The 15,297-nt window shown below is 65.2% G+C and carries 11 protein-coding genes and 1 pseudogene; 4 read left to right on the top strand and 8 right to left on the bottom strand.

The window, feature by feature from the left end:
* Nucleotides 1-66: 66 nt before the first annotated feature.
* On the top strand, nucleotides 67-1,062 hold the full coding sequence (selD, locus tag BKA07_RS03560; protein ID WP_167949679.1) for a selenide, water dikinase SelD: 996 nt from the start codon (nucleotides 67-69) through the stop codon (nucleotides 1,060-1,062).
* A 110-nt stretch (nucleotides 1,063-1,172) separates the two neighbouring features.
* Here selD and BKA07_RS03555 read toward each other — a convergent pair whose 3' ends face one another.
* Entirely contained in the window at nucleotides 1,173-1,775 is a 603-nt protein-coding gene (locus tag BKA07_RS03555) for a TetR/AcrR family transcriptional regulator (protein ID WP_167949678.1), read from the bottom strand.
* A 129-nt stretch (nucleotides 1,776-1,904) separates the two neighbouring features.
* On the opposite strand from BKA07_RS03555, the gene BKA07_RS03550 reads away from it, so the two are divergent.
* Nucleotides 1,905-3,134, top strand: a complete 1,230-nt coding sequence (locus BKA07_RS03550) for an MFS transporter (RefSeq protein WP_167949677.1) — start codon at nucleotides 1,905-1,907, stop codon at nucleotides 3,132-3,134.
* A gap of 132 nt (nucleotides 3,135-3,266) precedes the next feature.
* Nucleotides 3,267-4,895, top strand: coding sequence for an amidohydrolase (locus BKA07_RS03545; RefSeq protein WP_167949676.1), 1,629 nt, complete (start codon nucleotides 3,267-3,269; stop codon nucleotides 4,893-4,895).
* A 116-nt stretch (nucleotides 4,896-5,011) separates the two neighbouring features.
* On the opposite strand, the gene BKA07_RS03540 is transcribed toward BKA07_RS03545, so the two are convergent.
* Nucleotides 5,012-5,707, bottom strand: a complete 696-nt coding sequence (locus tag BKA07_RS03540; protein ID WP_167949675.1) for a TetR/AcrR family transcriptional regulator — start codon at nucleotides 5,705-5,707, stop codon at nucleotides 5,012-5,014.
* Between the two features lie 131 nt (nucleotides 5,708-5,838).
* On the opposite strand from BKA07_RS03540, the gene BKA07_RS03535 reads away from it, so the two are divergent.
* A complete protein-coding gene (locus tag BKA07_RS03535; RefSeq protein WP_167949674.1) occupies nucleotides 5,839-7,449 on the top strand; it encodes an MFS transporter in 1,611 nt (536 codons plus the stop codon).
* A 64-nt stretch (nucleotides 7,450-7,513) separates the two neighbouring features.
* Here the strand turns inward: BKA07_RS03535 and BKA07_RS03530 are convergent, their stop codons facing one another.
* The 6 genes and pseudogenes from BKA07_RS03530 to trxA all read right to left on the bottom strand — a co-directional run bounded on the left by BKA07_RS03530 (nucleotide 7,514) and on the right by trxA (nucleotide 15,256).
* The gene (locus BKA07_RS03530; protein WP_167949673.1) at nucleotides 7,514-7,735 is read right to left on the bottom strand and encodes a hypothetical protein; all 222 of its coding nucleotides are present in this window, start codon (nucleotides 7,733-7,735) and stop codon (nucleotides 7,514-7,516) included.
* A 371-nt stretch (nucleotides 7,736-8,106) separates the two neighbouring features.
* Nucleotides 8,107-9,327: an NrfD/PsrC family molybdoenzyme membrane anchor subunit gene (nrfD, locus tag BKA07_RS03525; protein WP_167949672.1), complete on the bottom strand. Its 1,221-nt coding sequence runs from the start codon at nucleotides 9,325-9,327 to the stop codon at nucleotides 8,107-8,109.
* Nucleotides 9,324-10,472, bottom strand: a complete 1,149-nt coding sequence (locus BKA07_RS03520) for a 4Fe-4S dicluster domain-containing protein (RefSeq protein WP_167949671.1) — start codon at nucleotides 10,470-10,472, stop codon at nucleotides 9,324-9,326. The genes nrfD and BKA07_RS03520 overlap by 4 nt, the downstream gene beginning before the upstream one ends.
* Nucleotides 10,473-10,777: 305 nt before the next feature.
* Nucleotides 10,778-13,999 (bottom strand): annotated as a pseudogene (fdnG, locus tag BKA07_RS03515) (formate dehydrogenase-N subunit alpha); the annotation flags it as partial.
* A gap of 133 nt (nucleotides 14,000-14,132) precedes the next feature.
* The gene (locus tag BKA07_RS03505) at nucleotides 14,133-14,825 is read right to left on the bottom strand and encodes a methyltransferase domain-containing protein (protein WP_167949669.1); all 693 of its coding nucleotides are present in this window, start codon (nucleotides 14,823-14,825) and stop codon (nucleotides 14,133-14,135) included.
* The gene (gene trxA, locus BKA07_RS03500; protein WP_167949668.1) at nucleotides 14,822-15,256 is read right to left on the bottom strand and encodes a thioredoxin; all 435 of its coding nucleotides are present in this window, start codon (nucleotides 15,254-15,256) and stop codon (nucleotides 14,822-14,824) included. The genes BKA07_RS03505 and trxA overlap by 4 nt, the downstream gene beginning before the upstream one ends.
* Nucleotides 15,257-15,297: the final 41 nt, after the last annotated feature.

Here is a 15,297-nt window from a genome sequence, read left to right as displayed (position 1 = left end):
GAGCACTCACAGCAAGGTCCATGGATACGCCTCGCACCGGCCTCACCTGGGTGTTAGTCTCGCGGTATGACTGCCACCCCGGAACGCCTGACTTCATTCGCCCACGGCGGAGGCTGCGCCTGCAAGATCCCGCCGGGCGAGCTCGAGGACGCGGTCAAGGGACTGACCGGACAGTCCGGGCAGTCGGGCCCCGACGTCCTCGTCGGCCTCGACGACGGCGATGATGCCTCTGCCGTCCGCGTGCGCGAGGATCTCGCGGTGCTCTCAACGGCCGACTTCTTCACTCCGGTCGTCGACGATGCCTACGATTGGGGTCGGATTGCGGCAGCGAACGCACTGTCCGACATCTACGCGATGGGCGGGACGCCGGTGACCGCGATCAACCTCGTCGGCTGGCCACGTGAGAAGCTCCCGATGGAGCTGCTGACAGAGGTGCTGCGCGGCGGACTCGATGTCGCAGCTCAGGCCAACTGTCCCGTCGCCGGTGGGCACTCGATCGACGATCCCGAACCGAAGTACGGCATGGCCGTGACCGGCATTGCCCATCCGGATGCGATCATGCGCAACGATGCCGCCGAGGCGGGTCTGCCCCTGACATTGACCAAACCCATCGGCGTCGGCATCCTCAACAACCGTCACAAGGCCACAGGCGACAGCATCGAGGAGGCGGTGGCGACGATGACCGCCCTCAACGCCGATGCCGCTCAGGCTGCCGTCACGGCCGGAGTCAAGGCGGCCACAGACGTCACCGGTTTCGGACTCCTCGGCCATCTGTTCAAGATGTGCCGTGCCTCGGGAGTCGGTGCCGTCATCGACGCGGCCGCGGTGCCCCGCCTCGGCGGAGTCGATGAGTCGATCGCGGCCGGTTACGTCTCCGGCGGAACCCGTCGCAACCTCGACTGGGTGCGGCCCAGTCTCAGCGCCGAAGACTCGGTCAGCGAAGATGATCTGCTCCTCCTCGCCGATGCACAGACCTCGGGCGGGCTGCTCGTCGTCGGTGAGCTGCCGGGTCACCCGGTCATCGGGGAGATCGTCGTGGGGTCCGGCGTTCACGTGCGGTGACGTGCTTCGCACCTCACACCGTCAGTGCCATGAACAACCTATGCGGTGAGTGGTTTCGGCGCTGACGGTACGGGATACGAACGCCCAGCCGGGCGATGGAGACCGGCGACCTACGGCGTCCGCGATTCGATTCCCGCGATGATGATGTCGAGCCCCCGCTTGTAAAGCAGCTCGTTGCGCTCACTGCCTGTTGGGTGGGCCATCATAAGCTCAGCAATCGGAGAACCTGGATCCTCCGGCGCGAAGATCGTCGTCGGCGATAGGGCGTCGAGAGCGACTCCGAATGCGAACGCATCGACAACCTCCAGTGTGGTGAGGATTTCGTCGTCGGGCAGTCCGGATCGTCGGAGGATCTCGACCAGCGATTCGTACAGCTGCAATGTCTCGGGTTCGCGGATCGTGACACCAAGAAGATGGATCATCACGCGCGGATGGTCAGAGTACAGCCGATACAGCGCGCTCACCCCATTCTTCAGGGCCGCTTTCCATGACCGACCTCGTGGAGGAGTGAATTCGTATTCGCTGCTGAGAACCTCACGCATGGCGTGGATGATCCCCTCGCGGCCGTCCACATGATGGTAGAGCGAAGAGAGACTGACCCCGAGCTTCTTGGCCAGGGGCTGGATCTTCAGTTCGTCTCCTGCGTCAACCATCTCGATCGCGGCATGCGCGATCTTCTCCCGGCTGAGAAGCGGTGATACCGGTCGAGCCATGCAGCGGTCTCCCTATCGGACGGCGGTGTGATCTGATTGACAATCTATCGCGACGCAGGCACCACTCTAGTTAACCGAAACATTTTCGTTTAATTGACGACCATCATCCACTGGCAGAGAGGCCATCAGATGACTTCCGCACCCACGTCCGATATGCCGACGACCGACGATCCGCGAGTCCCCCTGAGAATTCGAAACGGCAGCGCGGTCTTCCTCGTTTCGCTCGCCGGCCTCATGATGGCCAACCTTGCACCGCTGATCATGTCCGTATTCGAGAAGGTCGGCTTCGACGTCGTCGCTTCAGGCAACATCCTCACCTGGGGACTCTTCGCATCGGCACTTGTCGGCCTCAGTACCTCACGAGCCGCGGCGGGAGCGCATCGTCGCGCCCTCGCCGCCGTCGGCCTCGTCATCGCCGTCATCGGGTTCCTCTTTGCGGCCATGGTTGCACAGCCGGTCCTGGTCGTCACCGGATTCATCGTCGGATCGGTGGGTGTCGGCGCTGCGATCTCAACCTCGGGTGCGGCCATCGCCGCTCTGAGGAACCCCAATCGAGTCAGTGCCACAAGCGGCGTGGTCAATCGTCTGCTCGTCATGGTGGTGCTTGCCGTGATTCCGCTGCTCGGCCTCGCACAGATCACCGTGTTCGGAGCACTCGCCCTGCTGTCCCTACTCAGCCTCGCTGTCACCGTCTGGCTTCCCAACACACCTGAGTTCTCAGCCGTCGACATCGCCGCGACCGCTGCAGAACCGAAGAAGTCACCTCGGAGAGTGCTTCTCGCAGGCATCGGGGTGCTCATCGTCTTTCCGCTCTGGGGCACGAGCGAGGATGCCGTAAGGACCCTTGCTCCCGTGCTCGGGGATGCCGTGGGCTTGGGCGAGCAGAGCCTGGGATTCGCTCTCAGCGCTGCGGCGGGCGTCGGAGCCGGCGCGATGGTCATCGTCACCCTCAGCGGCCGACGGATCGGCCGGGCTATCCCCTTGGCCATCGCACTTCTCGTCGGCGGTGCTGCGAAGATCTGGATCGGCCTGACCGACGATCCGCAGACGCTCGCGATACTCATCGTCGCCGTCAACACCATCTATGCTTTCGCGTTCGTCCTCTTCCTGGCCACCGCCGCCGGACTCGACGCCCGCGGGTACTGGTCGGGCCCGCTGATCGGTGCATATATCGTCGGCTCGAGCTTCGCCCCGATCATCGGCGCCTGGATCATCGACCGTGTGGGGGTACCGACCTTCGGAGTGGCCATGGGCGTCATCAGCTTCCTCCTCATCGTTCCGACCATACTCATCGCTCAAGTCTCGACCAGCGTCGAACGCACTCTCGGCCACCTCGGCGCTGAGAAGGCCCCGCACTGATGCGCTGAGAAGGCCTCGCACTGATCATCACTCCTCGACCACATCTCGCCGACCGGCCCGACGCAAGCCGACCGGCCCGACGCAAGCCGACCATCCCGACACAGGCCGACCACCCCGACACAGAAGGACATCATGACCACTGTCTTCACGAACGCAGCAGTATTCACCGGCGACGAACATGCGCCGATCCATGAAGCAGTGGCCATCGATTCCGAGCGCATCCTTGCTGTCGGCGAACGCTCGACGGTGCTCAACATCGCGGGAGACAGCGCCGAGGAGATCGACCTCGGTGGAAGCCTCCTCGCACCCGGGTTCGTCGAAGCGCACACCCACATGATGATGCTGGGACAGACGCTCGACAAGGTGCAGCTGCGTGATTGCACGAGCCTCGAAGAGATCCAGGCACGCCTGATCCGCAGGCGCCGGGAACAGCCCGACGCCTGCTGGATCCTCGGCTCGGGGTGGATGTTCGAAGCCCTCCCCAGCGATCGACCCACAGCTGCCATGATCGACGAAGTGATCGACGACATCCCCGTCCTCCTCGATTCCAACGATGTGCACTCGTCCTGGGTGAATACGGCTGCGCTGCGTGCGATGGGCATCGGCCGGCAGACACCGGATCCGCCCGGCGGTGAGATCGTTCGCGACGCGCAGGCCAATGCCACCGGCTTCCTGCTCGAGAATGCAGCGATCGAACACGCATGGACCTATCTAGAAAACAAGACGACCGATGACGATCGGGATCGATTCCTCGACAGCGCCTTCCGCACCTACCTCGAACACGGAGTCACCGCAGCTACCGATATGGCAGTGGGCGAAGCAGAGGCCGCCGCCTTCCGTCGTCGCCTCGACCGTGACGGACGCCTGCCCTTTCCTGTCACCGGCTACTGGCTGCTCCGACCCACGGGGGATCCGGCACAAGACCTCGACAACGTCAGACGCGCTGCCCAGATGCGCGAGCAGTTCGCCACTGCGCCGGGATCCCGATGGTTTCGAATCGTCGGCGTCAAGTTCATCCTCGACGGAGTCATCGACGCCTGCACTGCGGCCATGCGCGAGCCATATGCCGACGGAACACATGCAGAGCCGATCTGGTCGTACGAATCTGCGGCTCCAGTCGCCGTGTCGGCTGATGCGCACGGCCTCGACCTCGCCATGCATGCCATCGGCGACCATGCGAGCGAGATCGCATTCGATCTCGTCGATGAATGCGCACGCGTCAACGGCCAGAAGCCGCGCAGTCCTCGTATCGAGCACCTCGAATCGGTAACAAATGGGACGATTGCTCGCATGGCAGAACTGGACGTCGTCGCTTCAATGCAACCTGTTCACTGCGACCCCGCGATCATGGCGAACTGGATGGCGATGCTGGGCGATAGGCGAGCAGAGACCGGCTTTCCGTGGCAGACATTGCGTGAGGCAGGCGTGAGGATCGCGCTCGGAACCGACGCCCCCACCGCCCCCCATCAAACGACACACAACCTCTTCATCGCCCTGACCACTCGGTCCACGCTTGAGCCGGGGCCGCGAACCTATCACGCGGAGCGAGCCTTCACGCCACGCGAAGCACTCGCTTCGCTCACCCGTCACGGCGCAGCAGCCGGTGGCTTCGACGCCGGGATCGGAACTATAGCTCCCGGAGGGCCTGCGAACCTGATCGTGCTCGATGTCAATCCGTTCGAAGACGACACCGACAAGCTTCTGACGTCTCACGTCCTGCGCGCACTGATCGACGGCGAACACGTGAGAGCAGCCACCTGACACAGGAGTCTTCCGGCTGTGAAGCGCGACGGAAAGCGGCTGCGGTCGGTCGTTGGAAACCTACATACCGACCGAGAGGGCTGATCCCGTGACCGAGAGGCACGACACAGCCCGGTTCACTGCGCAGCTGTGTGGCGGTGGGAGGCGGTGCCCTGGAGGCCTTCTTGTTCGAGGGCTTCGCTGTGGGCCAGCAGGGCGGGGTAATCGACGGCGGCCCCTCGCAGCAGAACCTCGAGAGCGTGTCCGGCTTCGGCATCGCCGAGGTGCTCGGGACTGAACATCGCCCGGTAGTGAACCAAGGAGGCGACGACGTCGAGCAGCAGATTGCGGTCGATGGTGTCTCGCAGATCGCCGCGAGCGATGGCGCGATCCAGGGTCTGTCCGACTGCAGAACGCGCGGGTTCGATGATCGTGGTCAGGTACTGGTCTCGGAGTTCGGGTACCGGAGCGCAGTCAGCATACAGAGCGCTGAGGGTTTCGGGGCGAATGGTCCGGTAGGAGGTGAGGAACACGTTGAAGCTCTCATCGATGTCGCACAAGGTGCACCCGGTGTCAGGAGGCGTGGGAACGTCCAGCCGAGAAGCGATCGCGGCCAAAACCAGAGGAGCGCGCCCGGACCAGCGGCGGTAGATCGCCGGTCGAGACGTCCCGGCACGTCGGGCGACGGATTCCAGGGAGACGCCCGGGTACCCCTCCTCGTCGAGTGTGCCCAATGTGGCGGTGATCAGGGCATCGTCGATCTCCCTGCTCCGAGGCCGCCCTCCGGTCCCCTGCCTCGCCGGGGCTTCCGCCGAGTCGCCTGATTCCGTCATAACCACATTCTAAGACGTGGATCCATTGCGATATGTGATGCATCTGGTCGCAGCCCTCTTCCAGGGGTTGTGCGACGCGTCTTCATTACATTACGATCTGTAACGTAACGGAATGAGCGAAGGAGCCCGCCATGAAGCCGACTGATACCGAACGCCCGACGTGGCGCCAGTGGACCGCACTGCTGCTGTTGGGACTGCCCATGTTCATGATGGCCACCGACTTCACCGCGATCTTCTTAGCAGTGCCCCCGGTGGCCGCCGATCTCGAACCGACGGCGACCCAACTGCTGTGGATTGTGCACATCGGGGAACTCGTCGCCGCCGGCACGCTGATCACCATGGGCTGGCTGACCGGACGGATCGGACCGCGCAGGTTGCTGCTGCTGGCAGTGACCCTCTACGGAATCGGTTCAGCACTGGCGGCGTTCGCGCCCGATTCCGAGTCCTTTCTGGCCGCCCGCATCCTGATCGGCACGGCAACAGCTGCGGCAAGCCCCGCCGCCTTCGCAATGCTGCGGTGGCTGTTCACCAACGCCCGTCATCACAGTGTCGGCTTCGCAGTCGTGATGGGCGCATTCCCAGTCGGGTCGGCACTGGGCCCGCCGCTGACCGGTCTGCTTCTGGACCACTTCTGGTGGGGGTCGGTGTTCCTCATCAATGTCCCGGTCGCAGCCATAGCGGTGTTGGGCGGCCTCTGGCTCTTCCCCGATGCGACTGAGAGGACTGCCGACAGGATCGACATCATCAGCGTCGTGGTCTCGATGGCGGCGGTGATGCTCATCGTCTTCGGCCTCCAGGAGATCGCCGATCGAGGCATCTCTGTGACCTACATGCTCTCGATCACCGGCGGCGGTGTGCTGGGCTGGTGGTTCATCCGCCGGCAGCGACGCATCTCCAACCCCCTGGTGGATCTGAGTCTGTTCGCCTCTCGTGTGCTGCGCATCCTGATGATCTTCTTCCTGCTGTCGCCGCTGGCCTTCATGGCCGCGGACTTCATCCTCATCCAACACCTGCAGATCGTGGTCGGCATATCGACCAGCAGACTCGGGTTGGTCCTGGCGGTCCCCGGGGCCGCCTCGATCGCCGCCACCGCGCTGACTCCCGCCCTGACTGTCAGATTCACCCCGGCAACGGTGATGACCGTGGGGACAAGCACCGGCATCTTGGGACTCCTTGTGGTCCTGGCCGCGGTGATTGCCCACCCGGCAACCTGGCTGTTCGCCGTCGGCATGACGATCGCCGCACTGGGAGCGAGTCCGCCGATGGTTCTCGGTGCACAGCTGGTGATCACCTCCGTGTCGAGGGTGCAGACCGGCCCCGTCTCAGCGCTTCAGGACATCAGTGCGAGCCTGGGCAGCGTGTTGGGCATCATGGTTCTCGGCAGCCTGTCGACTGCCGTGTACCGCCTCAACCTCAGTTCTGCCGCACCTGACGGGCTCTCAGACGCCGAGGCGGCTGCCGCCGCCGACAGTCCCGGTGCCGCAGCGGCGATCGCCGCTGAGAGAGGCGGAGGCTCAGGAGAACAGCTGCTCACCAGCGTCCATGACGCCTGGACGTGGGCAACAGTGACCGTCTATGCCGCAGCAGTACTCATCGGGGTGCTCATCGTATTCATCGTGGGTCGTGGACTGCGCGGTGTCAGGCTCCCCTCCGATCACGGAACTGACGGTTCGGAACCTGACAGAGTGGCGCCCCCGGCGACGCGAGCACAGGCGCCCACCGAATGCCTTCCCGAACCGTGACGGGGAGGACCATGAGCGAGAGGCAATCGGTGCTGCGAATCGCACGACTCAGCTGACGACAGCGTCAGCGCGGAGTGACGTCCTCAGCGGCGAAACGCCTGAATCCGCTGAGGAACATCCAGTAGAAGAATCCCACGACGGGCCCAGCGATCAGTGCCTGCCACCATGAGAACGCGTCGCTGCCCCGGCCGAGCAAGTGCATTCCGAAATGCACGCACGGAAACATGATGGCGACGATGGCAGCCTCTTTCATGCTGCCCCGGTCTTTGAGCAACGATTCCTTCATAGCCCTTCCAGACTACTACGGCAGACGTAATGCACAAGCCACCTACCTCAACTCGCTATGCACCCCGCACCGTCCGTGCGATAACACCGCGTTGCAAAGGGGTGTTTCAAGGCTAACGGTGAATGGCGGCGAACTGTCGGTAGGCCGTGATGCGTGCTGTAGGAGATGGCGTCGACTGTAGGCGGTGGCGCCAACGGTAGGTAGCACTGACGGTGAGGATGCCGGAAGCGGAGCAAAGCAGCACACCGGCGCGCGGCCCAACGGCCAACAGCCGGCAGCCAGCCCAACGGACAACACCCGAGTAGCAGCCGGCAGCCGGCAGCCAGCCCAAGCGCCAGCCGCCGGGCAGCAGTGCAGCCAGCAGCTGGCCCCTACACCCCGGTTGTGATCGAGTCGTCGACGATGCCGCGGGCGCGGCGCTCCTCGAGGCGATCGCGCTGAGGTTCGACGACGTGGCGGGGGTCCTTCGTGGATTCGATGCCGGCTTCGAGGACCCCGAAGCGGGTATACGCCGAGGCGGCCGCGAGTGCCGCACCGCTGACGACGGAGAGTGCCCGCAATGCAGCCCGAGTCTTCCAACTGCCGCCCAGCTTCTTCGCGAACAGCCTGGCCCCGATCTCGACAGCGGCAGTGCCCGCCGCACCCGCGATGAGCAGCTTCTCCGCCCGGTGGAGCTTGCGGCCGGGTTCGCCGTCTTCGAGGGGGTCGACCTCGGCGGGGTGCATGCCCTGCTTCATCTGGTTCATGCCGATGACGTCACCGGCGGCGCCGGCGAGTCCGAGCAGACGAGCCGGGCCGGTCTCGCGCACTGGCGCGAGAACCATGCCCGCTCCCCCGGCGGCCATGGACGCCGAGGCGACGAACACGTACGACAGGCCATTGCGGCCGGCAGCGTTCCAGGTCGGGACCGCAGTATCGCCGAGCAGCGCTCCGGTGTACGCGGCCAAGGGAGTGGCGAAGAGGGCCGACTCGAGCGCGGCGGGAGTCTCCATCGCGTGCAGGACACGGCGCAAAGAGCCGAGCGGAAGACGCAGCCCGGTCAGACGGTCGACCTCGATGGCGGTCAGGACACCAGAGCCGACGCCGAATCCGGACAGGATCCAGGTGCCCAGGCTCATCGGCGAACTGACCTTGAACACGCGCATCATGTTGAGGAAGCGCTCGGGCCGGCCGAGGTCGGCGACAAGCGCCGCTCCGCCGGCCACAGTCGCGGTGATCGCGGTCAGCCGGGTCGCGATCCGCAGCTGCGGACGGTCACTGAACTGTGCGCCGAGCCCCAGCAGGCTCGAGCCCCCGGCCAGACCGCCGAGGAACAGGTAGATGGCGATCTCGTCGCCCCATGGCGGCGCCTTGACGATCGGCCTGCCGTAGTAGGAGGAGAACTCGACGTCCTCGACCATCGGCATCTCACGATTGCCCTCGGCGCCGCGGTTCTTCCACCCCTGGCCGCCAGAACCACCCTGACCACCACGACCGCCGTCACGACCACCGGGTCCACCGCGACCGCCGCCCGGTCGCCCGCCTCGGCGGCGTTTCTTCCGTCCGCCTTCCGGCTCGGGTGGGCGGTAGGAGTCGTATTCGGATGTGCTCATGGACGGCGGCTCCCGAGGAACGCGAGGCCGGCCGCGGCGGCCATGCCGAGTGCCGCAACACCGGCTGAGGCGAACATCTGGGGCAGGTCCTTCGTCGGCACACGTGGATCCGGCGGCAGCCCGTAGACCTCGGGTTCGTCGAGGATGAGGAAGACCGATCCGGTTCCGCCCACCCCGTCGTTCGGGTTCGCGCCGTACAGGCGGGCCTCCGTCAGACCCTTCTCGTGGAGCTCGGCCACGCGGGTGTGGGCCTTGTCGACCATGTCGTCATGGCCGCCGAACTTGATCGACTCGGTCGGACAGGTCTGCGCGCAGGCCGGTTCCTGGCCCTCGACGAGGCGGTCGTAGCAGAGCGTGCATTTGTTGGCCGTGTTCTTGTCCGGCACGTCCATGTCCGAGGCGCTGCGATCACGATCGGTGGGTGTGTTGATCGTGCCGTCGTCGCGGCGTTCGATGACGCCGAAGGGGCATCCGGCCACGCAGGTTCCGCAGCCGTTGCAGACGTCGTTCTGCACGACGACGGTGTCGAATTCCGTGCGGAAGAGTGCTCCCGTGGGGCACACGTCGAGGCAGCCGGCATGGGTGCAGTGCTTGCACACGTCCGAGGACATCAGCCAGCGGAAGTCGTCCGTGTCCGGAGGCGTCTTGTCGAGCTTGGCGATGTCCTCCGGGTCGCTGGGCTCCATGGCACCCGGTGCCAGGAGGTCGATGCCCATCGGTGGTGTCGAGGGCAGACCGCTTCCGTCGCCGGCCGTTCCCGCAGCCCCGGATTCCGCCGCGCCCAGGGCACCGCCGAGCGGCTGCGCACCCGCGGACTCGTCCGTGCGCGGGCGGATCGTGGGCATGCCGAGGTTGACGAGCTTCCGTCCCGATTCCCGGGCGGCTTCGATCCGCTCGCCGTCCTGTTCGATGAAGGCGACGTGGCGCCAAGTGTTCGCGCCGAGTCCGCCCGTGTTGTCGTACGAGGATTCGAGGAGCTCGTAGGTCCCGTCCTGAGGATTGTTGTTCCACTCCTTGCAGGCGACCTCGCAGGCCTTGCAGCCGATGCAGATCGACGTATCGGTGAAGAACCCCTTGCGTTGCTGTGCGGAGCCGTGCCAGTGCCCGTCGGCAACCACATCGGTCGGGGCAGTCGAAGTCGACATCAGTCCTCCTCCTCGTCTTCTCTGTCGTCCACCGTATCCTGGACCGCACCCTCGCCGAGGTTGCCGTGCTGAACCTTGTCGGCATCCGTGCCGACGTAACCGCGGTCGGGATCCCCATCGGTCGGGTCTCCGTCGTCCGCGCGGTTCGCGTCGATGGTCTCGGTCGAGTTCTGGTCCACGGCATCGGTGGACTGCAGATCGACCCGACCCGTGCGGTCGTCGGCACTGTCCGTGACTTCGCCTCCGAGAGTGCGTCCTGGGGTGACACCGACGGCGGAGTCGCCGCCGCGATGTGGATGCCCGCCCTTGCTGGCAGCAGAGTCCGCGGCGAGAGAATCGGCGACGACGTCATCGGAGACCGTGACCAGCTGGTTGCCCGATTCGGGACTCAGCCCGGCTTCGCGCTGGTACTTCTCGACGAAGTCGACGAGCTCGGGCCCGCGTGGTCGCCTGCCGGGCATGATCGTTCCGGCCACATATTTGCTGTTCTGGATGAACACATTGGGATCCATCGTGACACCCAGCAGGTCATTGGCGGAGTCGCCCTCGACCGCGGCATCACCGCCCACGCCCCAGTGGTAGGGCAGACCGATCTGGTGGATGGTCCTCCCGCCGATCCTCAGCGGCGTCATCCTCTTCGTCACGAGCACGCGGGCCTCGATGGCTGCCCGCGGGGAGATCAAGGTCGCCCAACCGTAGGGCTCAAGGCCCACCTCGGCGGCGAGTTCCGGCGAGATCTCAGCGAACATCTCCGGCTGCAGCTCGGACAGGTACGGCAACCACCTCGACATGCCGCCCGCGGTGTGGTGTTCGGTCAGGCGGTAGGTCGTGAACACGTACGGGTAGACCTCGGACCCGGGAGTGCCGGCACCGGGTGCGGAGAGGTTGTCCTCACGTCTCATGACCAGGCGTGTCGGCGAGCTCTGCTGATCGTAGAGCGGGTTGGCCACCGTCGATTCCTGCGGCTCGTAGTGCGTGGGCATCGGCCCGTCGACCATGCCACTGGGGGCGAACAGCCAACCCTTGCCATCGGCCTGCATGACGAAAGGGTCGTCTCCGTCAAGGTTGGCGGGGCCGCCGTAGGGCCGATCAGTGCGTGCCGAGGGCGCTCGGTCGATCGGGAAGTCAGGAACGTCCTTGCCGGTCCAGCGACCGCTCTCCTCGTCCCACCAGACGAACTTCTTCCGCTCCGACCAGGGGGAGCCGTCCGGCGCCGCCGAGGCGCGGTTGTAGAGGAGTCGGCGGTTCGCCGGCCAGGCCCAGGCCCATTCGGCGGCGGTCTCGTCCTGTTCGTCACGGGGTTTGCGGCGGGCGGCCATGTTCTGACCACCTGAGTAGATGCCCGCGTAGATCCAGCAGCCGCCGGCGGTGGTGCCGTCATCGGTCATCTGGTTGAAGTTGTCGAGCGGCTGCCCGTCCTTCTCGCCGCCGATGTAGTAGCCGTTGATCTCGGACAGCACCGATTCGGGGTCGACCTCTCCCTCCTCGTCGATCGGGTAGTCCCAGGTCATGTCGAGCAGCGGTCGGTCGCGCGGATCGGTCGAGTCCTTGAGCTTCTCCCGCACGCGCCTGCCGAGTTCGAAGAAGAAGTCGAGTTCGCTCTGGGCGTCCCCGGGCGGATTGACGGCCTTGTGCCGCCACTGCACGAGGCGCTGCGTCTGGGTGAAGGTGCCGGCCTTCTCCGTGTGGTTGGCGGCGGGCATGAAGAACATCTCGGTATCGATGTCCTCGGTCTTGAGTTCACCGCTGGCGATCTCGGGACCGTCCTTCCACCAGGTGGCGGATTCGATGAGGCGGAAGTCGCGGACGACCATCCACTTCAGGTGGCTCATCGCCATGCGCTGCATCCGGCCGTTGGCCGATCCCACGGCCGGGTTCTGGCCGAGCAGGAAGTAGCCGTCGACACCGTCGTTGAGCATCCTCACCTGTGTCTGATACGTGCCGTGGGCACCGTTGATGCGCGGCAGATAGTCGTAGGCGAAGTCGTTCTCCGGCCTCGCCGCATCGCCCCACCAGGCCTTGAGCAGGTTGGTGGCGTAGGCGCGACCGTTGGCCCAGAAGCCCTTGTGGGTCTCCGGGGTGCCGACGGCCCCGACGTAGTCCTCGAAGGTCTCGTGGACTCCGGCGCTGGGCATCGGCAGGTAGCCGGGCAGCAGGTTGAACAGGGTCGGGATGTCGGTCGATCCCTGGATCGTGGCGTGCCCGCGCAGCGCCATGATGCCGCCGCCGGGACGTCCCATGTTGCCCAGCAGCAGTTGCAGGATCGAGGCGGTGCGGATGAACTGGGCGCCGAGGCTGTGCTGCGTCCAGCCGACTGCATAGGCGAAGCACGTGGTGCGTTCACGCCCGGAGTTCTGTGTCACCGACTCGACCAGGTATTCGAAGTCGGCGGGCTTGATGCCGCAGTTCTCGGCCACCATCTCCGGCGTGTAGCGGGCGTAGTGGCGTTTGAGGATCTGGAACACCGTGCGTGGGTCCTGCAGGGACTCATCGGTCAGAGGCGCCCCCGACTCGTCGGTCTGGTAGGACCAGGTCGAATTGTCGTAGGAGTTCGTGTCCGGGTCGAAGCCGGAGAACAGTCCGTCCAGGTCCTCCGTGTCCTGATAGTTCTCACTGATGAGGTTCGTCGCGTTGGTGTACGCGCGGACGTACTCGTCGAAGTGAGCACCGTCGGTCAGGACACGGTTGATGAGCGCACCGAGGAGCACGATGTCGGAGCCGGCCCGGATCGGGACGTGCTTATCGGCGACCGCCGTGGTGCGCGTGAAACGAGGATCGACGTGGATGACGCGGGCACCTCGGGCCTTGGCTTCGGTCACCCACTGGAAGCCCACCGGGTGGCATTCGGCCATATTGGATCCCTGGATGATGATGCAGTCCGCATTCGCCATATCCTGGACGGGTTGTGTGGCGCCGCCTCGCCCGAACGAGGTTCCCAGACTGGGAACCGTGGCGGAGTGTCAAATACGGGCCTGGTTCTCGATCTGGATCGCCCCGGCCGCCGTGTAGAGCTTTTTCGCGAGGTAGTTCTCCTCGTTGTCGATGGTCGCCCCGCCGAGGCTGGCGATCCCCATCGTGCGACGCAGCGGGTGGCCCTTGTCGTCGACGTCCTCCCAATGGTTGCGGCGGGCTTCGATGAAGCGATCGGCGACCATGTCGATCGCCGTGTGCAGATCGATCTTCTGCCAGTCCTTGGCTTTGGGGGCTCGGTAGAGCACGTCGGTGACGCGTCCGTTGGCATTGACCAGCTGTTCGCTGGCCGCGCCCTTGGGGCAGAGGCGTCCTCGTGAGATCGGGGAGTCCGGATCACCTTCGATCTGGACGACCTTGTCGTCCTTGACGAAGATCTTCTGACCGCAGCCGACTGCGCAGTACGGGCAGACGGATTGGACGACCTTGTCGGCGGTCGCGGTGCGCGGTGTGGTGTCGCGGGTCTTCTGGGACACCACAGATTCGCCGCGTCCCGACCCATCGGAGGAACGCAGCTGCCGGATCACCGGCCACTCGAGAGGACTGAACCGAGCCATGGCTCAACCATAGCCCTTCCGAGTGGCCGTGGTGGTCATTCCGGTCTGGTAATTTCGGAGCGTTTCACGAGGTGAGATGTGGTGATCTCATTCGCCGAGGTGGCCCTCGGGTCACGCTCGAACGTCGGCTGTCTCAGTCGGTGATCCGGCGTGCCAGGAGCACACTGTCGTCGAGTTCGGCGAGTTCGCCGTCAGGCCCTTCGGCCTCGCGGGTGCGCAGTTCCGCCAGTTCGATCTCCCACCGCTTCGGACTGCCGCCGATGAGCAGGGCGAAGTCCCCGTTCGGGCTCACCGGCTCATGGTGGTGACCGAGGCCCTCGCCCAGCTCCTCATCAAGATTCTCTGCCCAGGGCGGCATCTCCGCATGGGAGACCAGGAGCAGCCCGCCGCCGGGGGCGACGTGCTCGGCGACTTTCCCGACGAGCTCTTCCCGGGTGTCGGGCAACCGGGTGTGAAGGAAACAGCCGACGACGAGATCGAAGCCGCCTCGGTGTGGTTCGGGATCATTCCAGGTGGAGATGTCGCCGACCTCGAAGTTCGCGGTGACGCCCCTCGCCGAGGCCGCTTCAGCGGCCCGGTCGACCGCCGTCTGCGACAGATCGATGCCGGTCGCCTCCCACCCGTGTTCGACGAGCCAGATGACGTCGGCACCCTCACCGCAGCCGACGTCGAGGACTCGGCCGGGGGCAAGATCGCTGACCGTGGCGACCAGCGACTCGTTGGGGTTGCCCGACCAGATCGATTCCTCGGTTCCGGAGTAGCGCTCCTCCCAGGCCGCGACGGAGCCGGGGACTGCCTGGTTCGCGGTCTGTTCGGATTCGGTCACTGCTGATTTCCCGCTTCGGGGGAGGCCTCGGTGACCTCCGACTCCACGGTGGCGTCTGAGCCCTCGGCTTCGGCCTCCTGCTTGGCCAGCTCTGCGCGAACCTCGTCCATGTCGAGTTCCTTGACCGCGGTGATGACCTGCTCGAGCTGGGGCGCCGCGAGTGCACCCGGCTGGGCGAAGACGACGATGCCCTCACGGAAGGCGACGAGGGTCGGGATCGACGAGATCGAGAAGAGTCCCGCGATCTCCTGCTGTGCCTCGGTGTCGACCTTGCCGAAGGCTACGTCCGGGTACTGTTCCGAGGCCTCTTCGTACACGGGTGCGAACTGCTTGCAGGGGCCGCACCAGTCGGCCCAGAAGTCGAGAAGAAGGATCGAGTTGTCGGTGATGGATGACTCGAAGTTGTCTTTGGTGATTTCAATCGTAGACATCAGGGCAGTCTAAACGGAGATCATGAATACTGTCTGGACAG

This window comes from Brevibacterium marinum (assembly GCF_011927955.1).
GTDB lineage: Bacteria > Actinomycetota > Actinomycetes > Actinomycetales > Brevibacteriaceae > Brevibacterium > Brevibacterium marinum.
The sequence above is the reverse complement of the archived record's forward strand: the minus strand, read 5'-3'. Positions and strand labels throughout refer to the sequence as shown.